The organism is Draconibacterium mangrovi (genome assembly GCF_010586825.1).
Lineage (GTDB): Bacteria > Bacteroidota > Bacteroidia > Bacteroidales > Prolixibacteraceae > Draconibacterium > Draconibacterium mangrovi.
The window spans coordinates 108665-128955 of the sequence record NZ_JAAAGB010000011.1; the positions used below are offsets into that span (position 1 = coordinate 108665).

Annotated in this window: 15 protein-coding genes; 12 read left to right on the forward strand and 3 right to left on the reverse strand. The window is 40.7% G+C overall.

Going from position 1 to position 20291, the window contains the following annotated elements; all coding sequences use genetic code 11:
• Window positions 1-55 precede the first annotated feature (55 nt).
• The 4 genes from G4420_RS20430 (at window position 56) to murI (ending at window position 4087) form a co-directional block, all read left to right on the forward strand.
• Window positions 56-568 carry an OmpH family outer membrane protein gene (locus tag G4420_RS20430; RefSeq protein ID WP_163325805.1) on the forward strand — a complete coding sequence of 171 codons (513 nt, stop codon included), beginning with the start codon at window positions 56-58 and terminating at the stop codon, window positions 566-568.
• A gap of 114 nt (window positions 569-682) precedes the next feature.
• The gene (locus G4420_RS20435; RefSeq protein WP_163325806.1) at window positions 683-1207 is read left to right on the forward strand and encodes an OmpH family outer membrane protein; all 525 of its coding nucleotides are present in this window, start codon (window positions 683-685) and stop codon (window positions 1205-1207) included.
• Between the two features lie 193 nt (window positions 1208-1400).
• A complete protein-coding gene (locus tag G4420_RS20440) occupies window positions 1401-3239 on the forward strand; it encodes a glycosyltransferase (RefSeq protein ID WP_163325807.1) in 1839 nt (612 codons plus the stop codon).
• Between the two features lie 20 nt (window positions 3240-3259).
• Window positions 3260-4087, forward strand: a complete 828-nt coding sequence (murI, locus tag G4420_RS20445) for a glutamate racemase (protein ID WP_163325808.1) — start codon at window positions 3260-3262, stop codon at window positions 4085-4087.
• 12 nt (window positions 4088-4099) lie between these two features.
• On the opposite strand, the gene G4420_RS20450 is transcribed toward murI, so the two are convergent.
• From G4420_RS20450 to G4420_RS20460, 3 genes are all read right to left on the reverse strand, one after another.
• Window positions 4100-5197, reverse strand: a complete 1098-nt coding sequence (locus tag G4420_RS20450) for a phosphotransferase enzyme family protein (protein WP_163325809.1) — start codon at window positions 5195-5197, stop codon at window positions 4100-4102.
• Window positions 5198-5272: 75 nt separating this feature from the next.
• Window positions 5273-6172 carry a nucleotidyltransferase family protein gene (locus G4420_RS20455; RefSeq protein ID WP_163325810.1) on the reverse strand — a complete coding sequence of 300 codons (900 nt, stop codon included), beginning with the start codon at window positions 6170-6172 and terminating at the stop codon, window positions 5273-5275.
• A 40-nt stretch (window positions 6173-6212) separates the two neighbouring features.
• The gene (locus G4420_RS20460) at window positions 6213-6725 is read right to left on the reverse strand and encodes a gamma carbonic anhydrase family protein (RefSeq protein ID WP_163325811.1); all 513 of its coding nucleotides are present in this window, start codon (window positions 6723-6725) and stop codon (window positions 6213-6215) included.
• Window positions 6726-7089: 364 nt separating this feature from the next.
• Between G4420_RS20460 and G4420_RS20465 the strand changes: the two genes are divergently transcribed.
• From G4420_RS20465 to G4420_RS20500, 8 genes are all read left to right on the forward strand, one after another.
• Window positions 7090-8931: a 2-oxoacid:acceptor oxidoreductase subunit alpha gene (locus tag G4420_RS20465; RefSeq protein WP_163325812.1), complete on the forward strand. Its 1842-nt coding sequence runs from the start codon at window positions 7090-7092 to the stop codon at window positions 8929-8931.
• Between the two features lie 3 nt (window positions 8932-8934).
• On the forward strand, window positions 8935-9981 hold the full coding sequence (locus G4420_RS20470; RefSeq protein WP_163325813.1) for a 2-oxoacid:ferredoxin oxidoreductase subunit beta: 1047 nt from the start codon (window positions 8935-8937) through the stop codon (window positions 9979-9981).
• A 124-nt stretch (window positions 9982-10105) separates the two neighbouring features.
• The gene (locus tag G4420_RS20475; RefSeq protein ID WP_163325814.1) at window positions 10106-10702 is read left to right on the forward strand and encodes an RNA polymerase sigma factor; all 597 of its coding nucleotides are present in this window, start codon (window positions 10106-10108) and stop codon (window positions 10700-10702) included.
• Between the two features lie 127 nt (window positions 10703-10829).
• The gene (locus tag G4420_RS20480; RefSeq protein ID WP_163325815.1) at window positions 10830-11831 is read left to right on the forward strand and encodes a FecR family protein; all 1002 of its coding nucleotides are present in this window, start codon (window positions 10830-10832) and stop codon (window positions 11829-11831) included.
• A 150-nt stretch (window positions 11832-11981) separates the two neighbouring features.
• The gene (locus tag G4420_RS20485) at window positions 11982-15317 is read left to right on the forward strand and encodes a TonB-dependent receptor (protein WP_204273769.1); all 3336 of its coding nucleotides are present in this window, start codon (window positions 11982-11984) and stop codon (window positions 15315-15317) included.
• Window positions 15318-15337: 20 nt separating this feature from the next.
• The gene (locus G4420_RS20490) at window positions 15338-16894 is read left to right on the forward strand and encodes a RagB/SusD family nutrient uptake outer membrane protein (RefSeq protein ID WP_163325816.1); all 1557 of its coding nucleotides are present in this window, start codon (window positions 15338-15340) and stop codon (window positions 16892-16894) included.
• A gap of 229 nt (window positions 16895-17123) precedes the next feature.
• The gene (locus G4420_RS20495) at window positions 17124-19556 is read left to right on the forward strand and encodes a glycoside hydrolase family 95 protein (RefSeq protein WP_163325817.1); all 2433 of its coding nucleotides are present in this window, start codon (window positions 17124-17126) and stop codon (window positions 19554-19556) included.
• 24 nt (window positions 19557-19580) lie between these two features.
• Window positions 19581-20156 carry a hypothetical protein gene (locus tag G4420_RS20500; RefSeq protein WP_163325818.1) on the forward strand — a complete coding sequence of 192 codons (576 nt, stop codon included), beginning with the start codon at window positions 19581-19583 and terminating at the stop codon, window positions 20154-20156.
• Window positions 20157-20291: the final 135 nt, after the last annotated feature.

The window sequence follows — 20291 nt, forward strand, 5'->3', positions numbered from 1 at the left end:
GCTTTGGCATAAAATATGATAGACAAAAACCAGTTTAACTAAAAAAGAATTTGCCATGAAGAAAATTATTTTATCAATTGCAGTAATATTTTCAGTAACGTTATTTGCAAACGCTCAGAAATTCGCGTTTATCGATTCTGAATACATTATGGAAAACATTCCATCGTTTAACGCTGCTCAGGAGCAACTGAATCAGTTGTCGTCGCAGTACCAAAAAGAACTGGAATCGATGCATGCTGAAATCGAACAAATGTACCAGGATTTTCAGGCCGAAAGTGTACTGTTGTCTGAAGACATGAAACGCAAACGCGAGGATGTGATTATAACTAAAGAAAAAGATTATAAAACATTGCAACGTAAGTATTTCGGACCAAGTGGCGACCTTTTCAAAAAACGTCAGGGATTGATTAAGCCTATTCAGGACGACATCTTTAACGCCGTTCAGGAATTAGCTACCGATGGTAGCTATGCCGTGATTTTTGATAAGGCCGGCGATGCTACTTTATTTTATACCAATCCACGGTACGATTTGAGCGATGAAGTGCTTAGAAAACTGGGGTATAAATAAATAAATAATTCGGTTTTTAAAATAGAACGATTCAATCTAAATCAATTGTTCATTTTAATTATTAATTGGTATTAAATACTATATTTGCAAGCAAAAATTAAGACCACTTTGATTATGAGAAATTTAATGAAATTAATGGCAGTGCTAGTGTTCACTGTAGCATCATATACTGCTGCCAATGCTCAATCTTTAAAATTCGGACACATCGACCTGCAGGCATTAGTTCAGGTTATGCCGGAAAGAACTGCTGCTGAAGCCGAGTTTAATGTATTTCAGGGGGAATTGGAAGAAATTCTTGGTGAAATGCAAAAAGATTACCAGGCAAAATTAGGCGAATTTGAAGCAATGGGAGAAGAGGTTTCGGATATTAAAAGAAATGCAAAGATTGCCGAAATTCAGGATGTACAACAACGTATCCAGAATTACCAGATAACTGCACAACAACAGGTGCAACAAAAACAAGCCGAGCTTTTAGGACCTGTTTTTGATAAAGCTGAAAAAGCAATTGAAGACGTAGCTAAGGAACAAGGTCTGATTTATGTTTTCGATTCAGGTGCTGGAAACAGAACTATCCTTTACAAGTCGAACCAAAGTGTTGATGTTTTACCTTTGGTAAAAACTAAATTGGGTATTCAGTAAGAAATTGATTTACTACAATATTGAAAACCGCTTGTCGAAAGATAAGCGGTTTTTTTTATGCGCTTTTCTTTTTAAACATATTGGATTGATAGGAGATAAAAACTATATTTATTGATCTCAAAAATCCTGACAGCGGGTTGTTCAGGAAAAAGAGGAAGGTGATAAAAACCAGACATCTAACTAAAATAAACATATGAAGGCAGCGAAGATAAACAAGGAAAATACCAAAAAGGAGCGGATAGAAAATACTAAACTTTTTGAAATTGCCTGGGAGGTTTGCAACCAGGTAGGAGGGATTTACACGGTAATTCGCTCAAAAGTGCCATCGGTGATTGATAAATGGGGCAATGAGAATTATTTCCTTATCGGGCCTTATTTTGCCGAGCAGGCAGCAGCACATTTCGATCCGGCAACCGATTTCTCGACACCCATTGGTAAGGCCGTTTTGGAAATGCAGTCGCGTGGCTTCGAAGTGTATTACGGACAATGGATCGTCTCTGGTCGGCCGAATGTGATTCTTTTTAACCCGTATTCGATTTACGACAAACTGGGTGAAATAAAATATTACCTGTTTAAAGATTATAATATTGCCATTCCCGATGGTGATGAGTTGCTGGATAAAGTGGCAGCTTTTGGATTTCAGGTGAAAGAGTTTTTTCATTATTTGTGCGGAAGCGATTTTTGTAACGAAAATATTATCGCGCACTTTCACGAGTGGATGGCTGGTTTGCCAATTCCCGGAATACGAAAATCGAATCTGAATATAAAAACGGTATTTACCACTCATGCAACATTGCTGGGGCGTTACCTGGCCATGAATGATCAGGAATTTTACAGTCATTTACCATTTTACAATTGGGAAGAGGAAGCCAATAAATTTAATGTGGCGCCCATTGCAAATATCGAACGCGCATCGGCACACGGTGCACATGTATTTACCACGGTAAGTGAAGTAACAGCTCGCGAGTGTACGCATTTATTGGGCCGAACACCGGATATGATTCTGCCAAACGGATTGAACATTGAACGATTCGAGGCAACTCACGAAGTGCAAAACCAACACGTTCAGGTGAAGAAAAAGATCCATGAGTTTGTAATGGGGCACTTTTTTCAGAGTTATTCTTTCGATCTGGATAAAACCCTTTATTTCTTTACTTCGGGGCGCTACGAGTACCAAAATAAAGGTTACGATTTAACGCTTGAAGCGCTGGCTCGTTTAAACTGGAAAATGCAGCAGGCCGGAACTGATATGACGGTGGTTTCGTTCTTTATTACCAAAAGGCCGTTTTATTCATTTAACCCTGAAGTATTGCAGTCGAAAGCACAAATTGAGGATGTTGGCCGCGTAGTGGAAGAGATTAAAGAACAGGTAGGGCACAGGCTGTATAACGAAATTACACGAATAACAGGTAGTTATCAGTTTCCGGATTTAAGAGATTTGGTTGACGATTACCTGCGATTGAAATTGCGACGTAACGTACAAAGTTGGAAAACACAGAACCTGCCAAAGGTAGTAACGCATGCTTTGGTTGACGATGCAAAAGATGAAATATTGAATTTCCTGCGTACCTCGAACCTGGTAAATAACCGGCATGATAAAGTTAAAATTGTATATCACCCTGATTTTATAGCAACAACGAATCCCTTGTTTAAAATGGATTACACACAGTTTGTGCGCGGATGTCACCTCGGTATTTTCCCGAGTATGTACGAGCCTTGGGGTTATACTCCACTTGAATGCCTGGCAAGTGGTCTGCCATCGATAACCAGTAATCTGGCAGGATTTGGCGATTATGTGGTGAACAATGTTGAAGATCACGATAACAAAGGAATGTTCATTATCGACCGGACCGATGGTAATTTTAACCGCGCAGCAGAAGAGTTGGCGAACATGTTGTTTGAGTTTGTAAACTTATCGCGCCGCGACCGGATAGCCTTGCGTTATCGTTGCGAGGAAGCGGCTATGCATTTCGACTGGTCGAACCTTGGTAAATTTTATGATGAAGCTTATAAACTGGTTTCTGAGCGTTAAAATATAATCCATTTGAAAGTATGAAATCCTCTCCAATTGGAGTTTTTGATTCCGGGTACGGTGGGCTTACCGTTTTGAAAGAGTTAATAAAATCGATGCCCGAATACGACTTTTTATACCTTGGTGATAATGCCCGGACACCTTACGGCACACGGTCGTTCGATGTGGTTTACGATTATACGTTGCAGGCAGTAAAATATTTGTTTGCACAAGGATGCCCACTGGTTATTATTGCCTGTAACACCGCCTCGGCAAAGGCTTTGCGTAATATTCAAATGTTGGATTTACCGCATCTGGCTCCCGATAATCGTGTGTTGGGAGTAATCCGTCCGAGCGTTGAAAAGGTTGCGGAAATAACCCGGAACGGGCACATTGGTGTTTTGGGAACTGTTGGTACAGTGGTTTCGGAGTCGTACCCAATAGAACTGGAAAAGTGGTCGGAAGGACATGTCAAGTCAACCGTGCAGGAAGCTTGCCCCATGTGGGTACCCTTGGTAGAGAATAATGAAATAGATAATCCGGGAGCCGATTATTTTGTGAAAAAAAATATTGACTCCGTATTTCAGAAAGATAATTCATTAGATACCCTTATTCTGGGGTGTACGCATTATCCATTGTTGATTGATGTGATTAAAAAGTATGTGCCCGAAAATATTAATATTTTAACCCAGGGAGCCATTGTTGCCGAAAAACTGGTTGATTATTTACAACGCCATCCTAAAATGGAAGAACGTTTAACCAAAGGAGGAAGTCTGAAATACCAGACTACAGAATCAGCTGCCACTTTCGAAAGCAAAGCCGCCTTATTTATGGGTAGTGAGGTGAACGCCAAAACGGTTCACCTCTAAAAAGAGTATTTCCTAATTCTGTAATTCAGAGATATACGATTTTACAAAATCATCCATTTGCTCAAACTGCTGCTCCATGCTTTGCAATAGCTTGTATTGTGCGCGTGCACGAACCAGGTTATGATCGGGCGATTTTGTTTTGTAATAATTATCTCCGTCGATATAGTCCATCAGAAATCGCAGAACCTGTTCATAAGTAATGTGTCGAGCCGAAAATGCCAGGTATTCAATTTCTTTCGGGCTTAAAAATGAGGCCGTTTCTTCCAGATATCCCTTGGCAAAAGCTTTAAAGATTTCCAAATCCATCGAAACATTATCCAGGTTCTTGTCGTCTTCCAAACCGGTGTTGGTGTAAAAACGCATGGCATCGCCAAAGTCGTTTAAAACTGTGCTGCTAAGTACGGTATCCAAATCGATCACACAAAGCACTTCGCCGTTTTTATTGAAAAGAATGTTGTTTATTTTGGTGTCGTTATGGCTGATACGTGTTGGAATTACGCCGTTTTCCACCAGTTCCCAAAACGCCAGCATTTCCTCTTTTCTGCTTTCAATCCACGAAATTTCTTCACTCACTTCAGCTTTTCTGCCAACCGGATCTTTTGCCAGCACTTCATCCCACTGTTTAAAGCGGTAGCGGATATCGTGAAAGCCCGGAAGAATATTTACAAGTGGCTCTTTTAAATCGGCCACCAGCGACTGGAATTTGCCAATTCCTTTACCACCAGCATACGCCAGTTCTGGATTTTCTGCAGCTTCGTAGGCAATAGTGTCTTCTATAAATAGACAAACTGCCCAAAATTCCTCTTCGTCATCCAGAAAATAAAGCTTTTCATCGTTTGTGGGAATGATGGTCATTGCCTCGCGCAACGGATCGCCACCGGCATCAACAACTTTCTTTTTAATATGCGTGCAAACTTTTTGAATATTCTCCATCATCGCAGGGATGGGGGAGAAGATGTTCTTGTTTTTGCGCTGTAAAATATATCGGGGGCCACTGTTTTTGGTCGAAATAATAAAGGTGTCGTTTATAAAACCTTCTCCCAACGGTTTTACGTTTTCAATTTCACCCTCTAGTTGAAAGTGTTGTGCAATGTTCGTTAGATTCGTCATGATGGTTTAGCTATGTTAGAAAATGAAGTCGGAAAATTCTGGTTTCCGACTTCTTGTTTTATATAATTATACTTTCTACCAGATTTTCTCCGGGTAAACGCCTTCTTCAATTAAGGCGTTAATTTTATTCACCACAATTGGTTTGTCCTCCTGGTAGGTAACGCCAAACCACGGCGAGTTGGCTTCCAGTACCTTCACTTCCACTTCTTTGTCTTCGATCATTTCGAAAACAACCGAAGGAATGTACATTTCCGATTTTGGTTTGTCGATCTCGGTTTCGAGGAATTGTACAAATTTGCTTTCCAGTGCCTTGAAAATTGAAGGATGAAATCCCCAGAAGTTCATTGATACTCTTTCGTTTCCTGTTAAAGGAGTTTCCGAACCATCTTCCGCAATGGCAACCGCAGCATCTTCTTTTTTGAATATGTTGTGTGTTTCAACAATCTTTACCAGGTTGTTGCTTTTATTCACGGTACACATACCACGCGAAACCGATCCGTGTTCCGACAATGTGTTTTTAAGTTGGTAGCCGATCATCGAAAAAGTTTGTTCCTGCACCGCCTTGTTCAGAAAGTCGGCCATAATCTTGTAAGCTCCCTCTCCGTAAAAGTCGTCGGCGTTTATAGCGCAAAAAGGTTCGTTAATCACATCTTTGGCAACCAGAATGGCATGTGCTGTTCCCCACGGTTTTTCGCGCCCTTCAGGCAATGTAAATCCTTCAGGTAGGTTGTCCAACTCCTGAAAAACATATTCCACATCAATTTTACCACTTAATTTTGCTTCAAACTTTTCTTTAAATGCATCGGCAAAACTTTCGCGAATCACAAAAACTACTTTGCCAAATCCGGCACGAATAGCGTCGAAAATGGTGTAATCGATAATTGCTTCTCCGTTCGGGCCAACAGGTTCAACTTGTTTAAGGCCTCCAAAACGACTTCCCATTCCTGCAGCCAGTATGAGTAAGGTTGGTTTCATTGTTCTAATTTTTGGTTCTTATTTATTATTTCTTCGTACATTATTTATACCAGCTTGAATACATGTGGTAAGCATTTGCAATTCGTTCCACCTCGCCATGCAACAGTTCGGGGCTAATATCTTTTACTTTTTTAGCCGGAACACCTGCATAAACGCTGCCCGATTCAACACGGGTATTTTTGGTAACCACTGAGCCGGCAGCAATTATCGAATTACTTTCAATAATTGCATTATCAAGTACAACAGCGTTCATCCCAATCATTACATTGTCCTTAATGGTACAACCATGAACGATGGCACCATGCGCAATAGTTACGTTATTGCCAATATTGGTAGGGCTTTTTTGGTAGGTAGCGTGTATGGTTGCATTGTCCTGCACATTGGTATTGTTACCTATTTTAATGTAATGTACATCACCACGAATCACAGCATTGTACCAAATACTGCAGTTATCGCCTATCTCCACATCTCCAATTAGTGTTGCTGTTTCAGCCAGAAAGCAGTCTTTTCCAGTTTTAGGAGTCTTATCTCTTAGTTCTTTTATAATAGCCATTATCTGAATTGGTTTTAAATTGATTACAAAAATAAGAAAACCAAAAAACTATCACAGATGTCATCGAAATCTTGTTAAATAATGGTTACATTTGTTTTAAGATTTTTCGATCGACCTTGATGAAAACCGGTTCTAAAATTATGATTTAGTAGTTTTGGAGTCGTTTTTTTTATGAATTATACAGACTTAAGAGAAAATAACTAAAATTTGAAATTTGGGGTTGAGAAATAATCAACCGTTTTTTTTCGAAATTGAAATCAAATATTTTTAGAGATGAAACGAGCGGTTATAATTTTTCGAACTACGAGGAGAGATTAAGAGCGAGTTACATCGAATACCGCTAATAGCTATAAATTTTAATGAGATGAAAGAGACTAAAGTTATCGAACTGGAAGAGGTTGCCATTAGGTTCTCCGGCGATTCCGGCGATGGAATGCAGCTTACCGGAACCTTGTTTTCCGACACTACGGCACTTCTTGGAAATGATATTTCTACCTTTCCGGATTATCCGTCCGAAATTCGTGCACCACAGGGAACAGTAGGGGGTGTATCGGGTTTTCAGGTACAATTTGGAAAAAAACAAGTGAATACCCCGGGAGATAATGCCAATGTATTGGTTGCCATGAATCCGGCGGCCATTAAAGCAAATGCGCGCTTTTTAGAGCCCGGCGGTACTATTATATATGATTCAGATTCGTTTACTGAAAAGAACCTGAAGAAGGCGAACTTTGAAACCGACGATCCTTTTACGGAATGCAACCTTCAGGATTTCTTTAAGATCCCGGTGCCAATTTCAAGTCTTACGCAAGAAGGGCTAAAGGATTTTGGCCTGGATAACAAAAGTGTATTGAGAAGCAAAAACATGTTTGCTTTGGGATTGGTATGCTGGATGTTTAATCGTCCGCTGGATTACGTTGAAGAATTTGTAAAGAATAAATTCAGGAAAAAACCGGTTGTTGTTGATTCAAACATTAAAGTGTTGCACGATGGTTATAACTATGGTTTAACAATGCAGCACATGACGCCAAGTTATCTGGTGCATCCTGCAGAAATTGAAAACGGTACTTACCGAAATATAAATGGTAACCATGCTACGGCGTGGGGACTTTTAGCAGCTGCTGAAAAATCGGGTTTGGAATTGTTTTTGGGATCGTACCCAATTACTCCTGCAACCGATATTTTAACAGCATTATCTGAACGAAAAGACCTGGGCGTAAAAACATTTCAGGCAGAAGATGAAATTGCAGGTATCTGTTCTGCGATTGGTGCTTCGTTTGCCGGCGATCTTGCCGTTACTACCACTTCCGGTCCGGGATTGGCATTAAAAGGTGAGGCAATTGGTTTGGCTGTTATGGCCGAATTGCCGCTGGTAATTGTAAACGTTCAGCGTGGTGGACCGTCAACCGGACTGCCTACAAAAACCGAGCAGTCGGATTTAATGCAGGCGCTATACGGACGTAACGGTGAAAGCCCGGTTGTAGTTTTGGCAGCCAGCACACCGTCCGATTGTTTCCATTATGCTTATATGTCGGCAAAAATTGCCCTGGAAAGAATGGTTCCGGTTATTTTGCTTACCGATGGTTTCTTAGGAAACGGTAGCGAGCCATGGAAAATTCCTGCAATGGCCGATCTTCCATCAATTACTCCACGAGTTGCTAACGACAGTGAAGAATTCCTAGCTTATAAACGCGATGCCGCAACGCTGGCACGTGAGTGGGCATTCCCCGGAATGGCAGGTTTCGAGCACCGAATTGGTGGATTAGAAAAGAATATTACGGGTACCGTAAGCCACGACCCGGAAAACCACCAGGTGAACAGCGAAATCAGGGAAGAAAAAGTGCAGCGCGTTGTTGACATGATTCCTGATCTCGAAATTTGTGGCGACGAAGACGGAGGCGATGTGCTAGTGGTAAGCTGGGGAGGAACCTTTGGCCATACAGCTAGCACTGTGCGCGAGCTGCGAAGGGCTGGGAAGAGTGTTAGTTTAGCTCATTTCAACTACATTAAACCGCTTCCAAAAAATACAAAAGAGGTATTCAGCAAATTCAAAAAGATTATTGTTTGCGAGCTGAATCTTGGACAGTTTGCAGCCTATTTGCGTAACGAGTTGCCTGAGTTCAGCTATTACCAGGCCAACAAACTAAAAGGACTGCCTTTTACCGTTAGCGAATTAAAAGAAAGTATTACTAAACTTTTGGAGGACTAAACAATGACTGATGTAAATTATACAATTAAAGACTTTAAAAGCGAGAATGAAGTACGTTGGTGTGCAGGGTGTGGCGATTTTGCCATTATTAATGCCGTACAGCGGACAATGGCCGGAATGGGAATTCCAAAAGAGAAATTTGCCGTAATTTCGGGTATTGGTTGTTCATCGCGTTTCCCCTATTATATGAGTACTTTTGGTTTCCATACCATTCACGGACGGGCAACAGCAGTAGCGTCGGGTGTGAAAGCTGCCAACCCTGAACTAAGTGTTTGGGTAATGACCGGAGACGGCGACTCGATGGCCATTGGTGGTAACCACTTTATTCACCTGATCAGAAGAAATATTGATTTAAATGTAGTGCTGTTTAACAACCGTATTTATGGTTTGACCAAAGGACAATATTCGCCAACTTCCGACCGTGGTTTCGTGAGTAAAACATCGCCATTCGGAACTGTTGAAGATCCGTTTGTTCCCGGACAATTGGTGATCGGAGCGCGTGGTTCATTCTATGCCCGTTCAATCGACGGAAACCTGAAACTGAGCCAGTCGGTTCTTGAAAAAGCTGCTGAGCATAAAGGAACATCTGTTGTTGAGGTACTTCAAAACTGTGTGATTTTTAACAACGGTATTCACAATGCGATTACCGATCCTAATCACCGTGCCGACCGACAACTGGTTCTTGAACATGGACAACCAATGCTGTTTGGAGCTGAAAACGAAAAAGGTTTGGTATTCGAGAATGGCAAACTTAAAGTAGTTAAGATTGGTGAAAACGGCGTGACCGAAGATGATATTCTGGTACACGATGCAATGGAAGTTGATCCAACGCTGCATTTGGCGCTAATCAATATGGCTTTGCCCGATTTCCCGGTTGCATTTGGTGTAATTCGTGCAGTGCCTGCTCCTGTTTACGATGTGGAAATGGAAGCACAAATTAAGGAAGTACAGCAAACGCGAAAAGTTACTTGCGTAGATGAGTTATTAAATTCTGGAAATACGTGGGAAGTAACTGGAAATCCGAATGGCTCAAGTAAAAAATGTATCTAACATTTCAAGCAAAATAATAGAAGGCTCTGCGATTTTGCAGGGCCTTTTTTGTTTATAAAAACTGACAACCTTGATTTTAAGTGTCATATAAATTTCTTTAATTTGTGACCATTAACGAAAATCGATGTTCGATATTCAAACCAACAATAGCCTAAAAAAAGGGGACCCGTCTGCTTTTAAAGACGTATTCCGTTTACTTTATCCTCGCCTAAAAGGATATTGCAAATTGTTCGTGCCCGACGATAATAAAGTTGAAGACCTTATTCAGGAAACCTTCATTACGCTTTGGGAAAAACGCGATTCTATAAAAAATGACCGCTCCATAGAAAGTTACCTATTTGTAATTCTGCGCAACAACTGCCTGAATTTTTTACGCGATGAAAAGCTGGAACAAACAATCTCTTCTGTTAATGTTGAAGAAGTAAGTGAGCTTCAGTATTTATACCAGATCGACTTTTTGGGCAAAGAAGAAAAAAGTTTGGAGGAGCAACTTGTTGAGTCGTTGCAGGTTGCGGTTGATGAGCTGCCTGATAAAATGAGACAGGTATTCACGCTGTGTAAAATTGAAGGCAGAAAACAAAAAGAAGTAGCTGAGGAAATGGGAATAAGCTTAAAAATGGTGGAAAAGCACATTGCCAAAGCTAAAGAACAAATCAGGAAAAAATTGGCTGATCAATACCCGGCACTCATCATTATAATAACCTTGTTACTCGAAAAATAGGATTCTTAAATTTTCTAAGGTTATTGAAAATCAGCAGTTCTGTTGATTGGTGAAAAATCGTTAAAATAAATTTTTAAAAAGGAGGTAGGGTTTTTTCACTTTTTGTGTACTACTGTCAGATTACAACATGAAAGAGTTAATAGAGAAATATTTTGAAGGGAGTGCATCGGCAAGCGAGCAGATGCAATTATTGAAATGGATTCGAAAAAAAGAAAATCGCATAGTTTTTAATAGTTCTAGGTTAGGTTGGAATAAAAGTCAGCTAAACAAACCACTCCCTGAAGGAAGTGAACAAAGCTGGCTGAATATTCAAGATCAGATGTTACAAAAAAGTTTCAAAAGATGGCAGTATTCAGATAAGGTGAACCTGATGGTTCGAATTGCCGCCATCTTCTTTTTTGTGTTAAGTCTTGGCGGAGGAGCTTACATTGTATCGAACACTAAAAAGAACGAAATCTGGTATTCCGAAATTGAAGCGGAAAACGGGCAGATATCAAAAGTAAAACTACCCGATGGGTCGATGGTTTGGTTGAACTCCGGATCGAAAATTAGCTACAATAACCTGTTTGCGGAGAATAACCGCGATGTAGAACTGGAAGGTGAGGCTTATTTTGAAGTGCAAACAAATGAGGATCTTTCGTTTGTGGTAAATAGCGGCGAGATTCAGGTTAAAGTTCATGGAACAAAATTTAATGTGGAGGCTTATCCCGGATCGGAAAATATTGAAGTAGTATTAGAATCGGGTAAGGTTCAACTTTTGAGTCCTGATGTGTCCTCGTTTCAGTATTTTCTTAGCCCCGGAGAAAGAGCATCGTTTGTAAAATCAAACAATCAACTAAATATAAGCGAGGTAAATACAAGTAAATATACCTCGTGGAAAGACGGTATTCTGAATATTTATAATCAGCCTCTTGTTGAGGTTGTAAAACGATTGGAGAAAAGATACAATCAGGAATTTGAGTATGCTGAAGAGTTAAAGGATTTTCCTTTCACTTTCACTATTAAAAACGAGCCGCTTGACGAGATTATACGAATTATGGAAAAAATAGCACCAATAAAAACTAAACAGGAAAAAAATGTAATTGTATTTGAACTGGACAAAGAAAAAGCAAGAGAATTGTCGAGATAAAAAAACCGAAAGTGCGCCAACACTTCCGGTCCTCATTTACCGTCGACAAACGATAAATTAAGTTATAATTTAAATCAATGTAAAACTATGAAAAAAATCCTAATCCAGGGAAGAGGTATGCCTTCCTTTTGGAGTAAAAGCTTAAAGCTTATGAAACTAACATTTTTGTTTTTACTGGTTGGACTGATGCAGGTTTCTGCAAGTGTATATAGTCAATCAACCAAATTAACATTAGCTATGCACAACAAAAAAGTTGTGGAAGTGCTTGACGAGATTGAAAATCAATCAGAGTTTCGTTTCGCCTACAGTCCCGAATTAATCGATGTTAATCGAAAAGTATCGGTGGAATTGAACAATCAGAAAATAAATGAAATTCTGGATGTAGTTTTTAGCGGAACCGATGTTAACTACGTAACGTACGACAGGCACATTATGCTTTTCCCGGAAGAGCTGGATAGCGAAAGTGCGGGAAACATTAGTGTACGCAGCGAACAACAAAGTGTTTCTGGTATTGTATCCGACGGTGGAGGCCAACCTTTGCCGGGAGTAACTGTACTTATTAAAGGAACATCGAATGGTACAGTAACCAATACCAATGGTGAGTTCTCAATTGGTGGTGTTTCTGATACCGATGTATTGCAATTCTCTTTTGTGGGTATGAAAACCCAGGAAATAGATGTTGCCGGAAAAGCGATAATCAATATTACAATGGAAGAAGAAACCATTGGTATTGAAGAGGTCGTTGCCATTGGTTACGGTACTTTGCGTAAGCAGGATGTAACCGGTTCTATCTCTAAAACCGAAGGCGAGGAGCTGATTAAATCACAAAGTTTTAGTCCACTTGATAACCTAAGAGGTAAAGCTTCCGGTGTAAATATTTACTCCAACTCATCGCAACCGGGTGCTTATCAAAGCCGTGTTGTAATTCGTGGTATGTCTACTATTAATTCTTCAACCGACCCATTATATGTTGTTGATGGTGTTGTTATGGAGAATTTTGGTTTAATGAACCCGAACGATATTGAAAGTATTGAAGTATTAAAAGATGCTTCTGCAACAGCTATTTATGGTGCGCGTGGAGCAAACGGTGTTATTTTGGTAACTACCAAACGCGGAAAAACAGGTAGCGAAGGATCTGTAGTAAGCTACCAGGGATCTGTGGGCGTAAGTACTGTAGCGCGTTATATGGATGTTTTGAATGCCCAGGAGTGGACTGATGCGTTTATGATCGGTTTGGAGAATGAAAATAAGTACATGGGATATGATTGGTCGCTCGATCGTACTGATTGGTTCACCGACAGAAACTATTTCGATGCACAGGGGAATCCGTTATACGATACCAATTGGCAAGAAGAAGCTACACGAACAGCTATCTCGCACAATCATCAATTCAATATTCAGCAGGCTGGTAAAAATTCATCAACAGGTGCTTTCCTGAACTATACAGATCAGCAGGGAGTAGTGAATAACACATACAGCAAAAGGGTAAATGCTAAACTTACTTACGACGGCGAACCTGCAAAGTGGTTGTCGACAGGAATCAATTTAATGGTTAACCACTCGTGGGGACGTTACACGCCGGAAACCGGTGGAGGACAGGATGCCCGTCGTACAATGATCGAGATGTTGCCATGGTTGCCGCTTAGAGATGCTGATGGTAATTACACTACATCTTCAACTTCGTCGTTGTCTGATACATTCGGATTCGAAGGTATGTCAAATCCAGCTATGATTTTGGATTTGCAGAAACGGATGAATTACAACACTCAAATCTTTGGTAATGCAGCTTTAACCTTTCATTTAATGGAAGGATTGGATTTGAAAACTCAGTTTGGTATCGACAATCATAACCGAACTTACAAAGCTTATTCATCTATTTTATTGAACAACATTTCAATGCCAAATGGTTGGGCCGATATTCAGCACACCAACACTTTCTACTGGCAGGAAGAAACTTACCTGACCTATAAAAAAGTAGTTGGCGACCACCGTTTAAATGCAATGGCTGGTCTGTCGTGGCAGAAACGTACGTATAACTGGGATCGTTCACGTACTGAAGGATTCAGTGACGATTTTTACGAATGGTATAATATGGGTGCAGGAACAAATCCTTCATCTCCATCATCAGACTATAACGATTGGGCGATGAACTCTTACTTCTTAAGAGTTGCCTACACGCTTAAAGATAAATACTCGGCAACTGTTACAGGCCGTTACGATGGTTCTTCTAAGTTTGGTGACAATAACAAATATGCTTTCTTCCCATCAGCAGGTTTGGCCTGGAATATGTCGCAGGAAGACTTCCTGAAAGACAGTGGCCTGATCGATATGTTGAAACTGCACACCAGTTATGGTATAACCGGTAACTCGGAGATTGGACCTTACAATTCATTGGCTTCAGTTAGTTCAGGAACGATACTGATGAATGGCTCGCGTTCGCCTTATTCATACATCAACTCTTTTGCTAATCCTGATTTGAAATGGGAAAAAACAGCACAATGGGACTTTGGTGTAAACTTGGGCGTATTTGATAATCAACTTACATTTGATGTTTCATACTACTACAAGAAAACAACTGATTTATTGCTGAATACACCACTTCCAACATCTTCTGGTTTTAGCTCGATCTTCAAAAATATTGGATCTGTAAAAAACCAGGGACTGGATATTATGGTTGATGCAACACCGGTTAGAACAGCCGATTTTACATGGAATTCTACATTAAATCTGAATTACAATAAAAACGAAATTCTTAGTCTTGGCGACAACGACGAAGATATTGAAATGAACTACTGGGTTGGAGGTTCAGAAAGTATTTTGCGCGTAGGCGAAAACCTGAGTAGTTTCTTTGGGTACAAACGACTTGGAGTTTATACTGAAGAAGATTTTGAAGCCGGCTTGATTGACAGAGATCAGATTGGCCGCGCAAAACGTACCAACGAAAAAGAAATCATTGGTAAAGGTATGCCGGATTGGACTGGTAGTTTCATCAATACTTTCTCGTACAAAAACTTCGACTTAACTGTTGATTTACAATTTGTATGGGGTGTTGAAACCATGCAACAGTTTTACCACTCAACTTACGACCGTTTTGGTATTACCAATGGTTTATCAAATATCCTTTACGATGCTTACGATGGTACGAATCCGAGTACTATGCAACAAGCTATCTATTTGACAAACTCTGGCCATGCCGGTCAAAATACAACTGTTGATTCAGGATGGATTGCCGATGGTTCTTACCTAAGAGCTAACCTTATTCAGTTTGGCTACACCGTTCCTGCAAGCTATTGTCAGTCGATGGGTATTGCTGCCGTGAGAGTTTATGCGAATGTGAACAATGCATTTTTGTTATGTTCCGACGATTTTAATGGTTACGATCCTGAATCTACTTCAAGAGGTGGTGACCAGTTTGGACAAAACATGACATTCTTCTCCTATCCAAGAGCCAGAACATGGACTTTGGGTGTAAACGTAACTTTTTAATGAATTAATTTAGAACGATCATGAAAAAGATAATATTATTCTTACTAGTAGGGGTCTTTGCGTTGACCTCATGCGACAATTTTCTGGAAGAAAGTCCAAAATCATCTCTTACAGATGTGGATTATTATAAAACAGAATCTCAGGCAACCGAGAACGTAAACTATTTGTACCGCAACGGAGCAACTATCCGTATTGCACATGCGTCAAGTGCATATATTGGCTCTAAATCTTCTATACTCGGCATGCTAACAGGCTATTTTAACAATAGTTACGAAGGGCAGGAAGTGGTATGTAGATATTCACGTTTGCTTACCCGTCAGGGCCATACCAATGAAATCTCAGGAACTTCTGATGATATTTGGGACAACAGTTACCGCACCATTAATGTGGCTAACAATGCAATTGCCAGTATTCCGGGTATTGAAATGAGCGAAAGCTCTGCCAAAACTTTAATTGCTGAAGCCAAATTCTTCAGAGCATTCAACTATTTCTATTTGGTGAAAACCTTTGGTGATGTTCCTTTATTGCTGGAGCCTGCTACCTTAGAGAATCTGTATCCTGAAAGAACGGCTGCAGCAGCTGTTTACGAGCAAATTGAAAAAGATTTGATCGACGCTGTTGAGGATTTACCAGCAGCAACATTTGCTTCAAACGGACACCGTGTTTCAAAATATGTAGCTGCCATGGCATTGGCTGATGTATATTTTTACCAGGGTGATTATGCCAATGCTAAAACATATGCAAAAATGGTTATCGATTCTCCTCATTCGTTAGCTGATAATAACGACCTGGCTGAAAACAGTGCTTTCAATAAGTTACGTACAACTGATGATCTGGGTGAGGTAATTTACAGTTTAGAATACGATGCCGGTATTTCAAGCAGTTCGTGGAGACCTACTTATGCATTTACTTCGTCGGCAACAGCTGTATTCGGAACTTATTCAATTTTTGAAAGAACTTACGGCCCGATCGACCGTTTCCTGAATGTTTACGACGAAAACGATCTTCGTATTCAGCCTAACCAGTTCTTCCACTGGGAATATACCAATCCAAATAATGGTAAAACCTGGACGGCTCCTGAAGGACAAGCAGGTTGCTGGTATTATTTTGATGAAGATGCGTTGTTAAATACAGGTATCGGAACAAAAGACTGGAACTTCTATCGTCTGGCCGAAGCTTATTTGGATTACGCAGAATCGATTGCACAAACAGAAGGTGTGAACGATGAAGCAGCTACTTACCTGGCAAAAATTCAGGCGCGTGCCAATACTGAAGGAAAAACTGAAGCTGAGATAAAGACAGAATTATTAAGTCTTTCAAAACAAGAGTTTATTGAAACCTGTTGGACAGAAAGATTACGTGAATTTGCTCTGGAATTAAAAATTTGGGATGATTGCGTACGTACAATGAAATTTCCTGTTATTTCAGAAACAGAAAAGGGAAGTGTTACTTATGTAGATTTGATTGGTGCACAGAATGCCGCAGGTGCTACATTTAAAGAAACTGATTTGGTATTCCCGATTTCGTTAAGCGAATTGCAACGTAACCCGAGTTTGACACAAAATACAGGTTATTAATTGTAAGATTTGGAAAATAACACCCAAACCAACTAATACCTAATATCAAAAGGGAGTCGATACTAAACCAATCGGCTCCCTGTTTTTCTTGAATTCAATTTTTCAAAAAACAAGGATAGGTTAATGGGCTCTGCATTTTTGCAGGGCCTTTTTTTATTATTTTAGCGATTTCAATATTTTGCGGCTAATCGTAAAATGTATTTTAACTAATCTGAAAATTTGTAAACCTATGAATCGTCTCAACCTCTTTTTAAATTTTGTACTGCTTGGTTTGCTGGTTTTGAGCCAGTCGTGTTCTACCCCGCCTGCCGCTGAAAAAGCTACTTCAACACATGTTTTGTGGTACGATAAACCTGCCACCTATTTCGAAGAAAGCCTTGTCCTCGGAAACGGTAAAATGGGAGCTTCTGTTTTTGGAGGTGTGGAATCGGATAAAATTTACCTGAACGATATAACACTTTGGTCGGGCGAACCGGTGGATCCTTATATGAATCCGGAGGCCTACAAATATGTGCCCAAAATTCGGGAAGCGCTGGCTAATGAGGATTACGAGTTGGCAGATAAATTGAATCACCATTTGATGGGGAAGTACTCCCAATCGTATGCGCCGTTGGGGACTTTGTTTCTGGATTTTCAGCACAATGGCAATGTGGAAAATTACCATCGCGAGCTGGATATCGATAAGGCCATTTCAACAACATCGTACCAGTTAGATGGCGTTACTTATAAACGTGAATATTTTGTTTCGTATCCCGATCAGATTATGGTGGTGAAACTAAGTGCCGATAAAAAAGATGCGCTGAATTTTGCTGTTAAATTCGACAGCCAGCTGCGGTTCAGTTCAACCGCTGACGAAGATGTTTTGAAGGTGGAAGGATACGCGCCGTATCAGGCGTTGCCAAATTACCATGCCGGAGATGAGGAGCCAATTAAATTTGATGAAAACCGTGGCACCCGCTTTTCAACTTATATGAAAGTGGAAAGCGACGCTGGAAACTCCATATATACAGATAGTGTGTTAACGGTTTCAGGAGCAAGTGAAGCCGTACTTTACGTATCGATAGCCACCAGTTTTAACGATTTTGATAAAGACCCTGCCAAAGAAGGTTTGGACAACAAAGCCAATGCGCAGAAACAGTTGAATGACGCGGATAAAAAAGGAATTGACGAAATTGAAGAAGCGCATATTGCCGATTACAACACGTTAATGAATCGCGTTCAACTCGATTTGGGAGAAACCACAGCGCCGGAATTACCTACCGACGAGCGATTAAAAAGATATTTTGGTGGAGCCGAGGATAAAAACCTGGAAGTGCTGTATTTCCAGTACGGACGCTATTTGCTGATTGCCAGCTCACGAACAGAGGGAGTACCGGCCAACCTGCAGGGGCTTTGGAATCCGCACCTGCAACCGCCATGGAGCAGTAATTACACAATGAATATTAACGTGGAAGAAAATTACTGGATGGCTGAAACCGGCAATCTAAGCGAAATGCACCGTCCATTATTGTCGTTTATTGGCAATGTGGCAAAAACGGGAGCTATCACGGCAAAAACATTTTATGGTATTGATAAGGGCTGGGCATCCTGTCATAATTCGGATATCTGGGCCATGAGCAACCCGGTTGGTGGTTTTGGCGAGGGTAATCCGGTGTGGGCATGCTGGAATATGAGCGGTCCGTGGCTGTCAACACATTTGTGGGAACACTACCAGTTTACACAGGATACTGACTTCCTAAAGAACGAAGGTTACCCCTTGATGAAAGGTGCTGCTGAATTTTGTATAAACTGGATGGTAGAAGATAAAAATGGCAATTTGATTACTTCTCCATCTACTTCGCCCGAAAATGTTTATATAACCGATAAAGGCTACCGCGGGGCTACGCTTTATGGTGGAACAGCCGACCTGGCGATGATAAGAGAATGTTTTTTACAAACTATTCAGGCTTCCAAAGTTCTGAATGTGGATGACGAGTTCAGGGCAGAGCTGGAACAGGCTTTGGCAAAAATGTATCCCTACCAGATTGGTAAAAAGGGCAACCTGCAGGAGTGGTATTATGATTGGGAAGATGCCGAGCCAAAACACCGCCATCAGTCGCATTTGTTTGGTTTGCATCCGGGAAATCATATAACCCCCGACGAAACACCGGAGCTGGCAGAAGCCTGTAAAACCACGCTCGAAATTAAAGGCGATGAAACAACGGGCTGGTCGAAAGGCTGGCGTATAAACCTTTGGGCGCGTTTGCTCGATGGTAATCATGCCTACAAAATGTACCGCGAACTGCTGAGTTATGTCGATCCGTCGGGTAACGAAACACAATACAGTAAGGGTGGGGGAACTTATCCGAATTTGTTCGATGCGCATCCGCCATTTCAGATTGATGGTAACTTTGGAGGCTCGGCAGGTGTTATCGAAATGTTGATGCAATCGTTTCAAAACCGAATCGATTTATTACCTGCTTTGCCTGATGTATGGCCCGATGGTTCTGTTAGTGGTATTTGTGCTCGTGGTGGCTACGAAATAGCAATGGAATGGAGCGAAGGGAAGCTGAATAGCGTGACTGTTTTAGCAAAAACAGGTGGAAGCACAAAACTGGTTTGCCAGGGAAAAGAAAAAGAAATTGAACTGGCAAAAGGAGAATCGCTTACGCTTGAATGGTAAAGTTTTGAGGAATAAGGATTGAAGATGTATTTAGTTTTGTTTAAAAACCGACGTTTAAATAAGGCAGAGCGTGCTTTAAATTGTGGAAGATACCAGGAGGCGATAAAGCTTGGGAACGCATTGGTGAATTCACGAAATAAGGAAATTGCTTTCCGGGCGAACCGCTTGTGTGGTTTGGTACTTTACAAACGCAGGAAATACGATGAAAGCCTGGAGTATCTTGAAAAGGCTTGCCTCATAGGAAACTACCGGCACGACTGGTACAGTCTGGCAATGGCTTTGGTTTTTGCCGGCAAATTGGAAAAGGCGGAAGAGGCATTTAAAAACATCTACCGCACAAATGTACAGCCCGGCTATTTGTATGCTGTTCCTGTTCCCGGGTTGCTTTATCAATATATGAAGGCTTTAAAGAAAAATCATTTTGTTGATGCTGCTATTTTACGGGCTAATGAGTTAAAGCAAATGTTTGTAGGAGTTGGGCCGGAAACCACAAAACAAGTTCAACGCGGATTACCCAATTTTAACACTTTTATGACAGATGTTGAATCCTTGTTTCAACCGGAAAGATTTGTGCTCTGGAAAAGTGATTTTAGAATGTAGTGCCAGGTGTTCCTGCAACTTTTTCTGGAATTAAGACCTGAATAACGGTAGGAACACATCGCGGAACGGATTCAATTTTTGTGAAAAGTAACGGCTTGAATAAACGCCTGTTTTAATGGCGTTTATTCAAGCCGT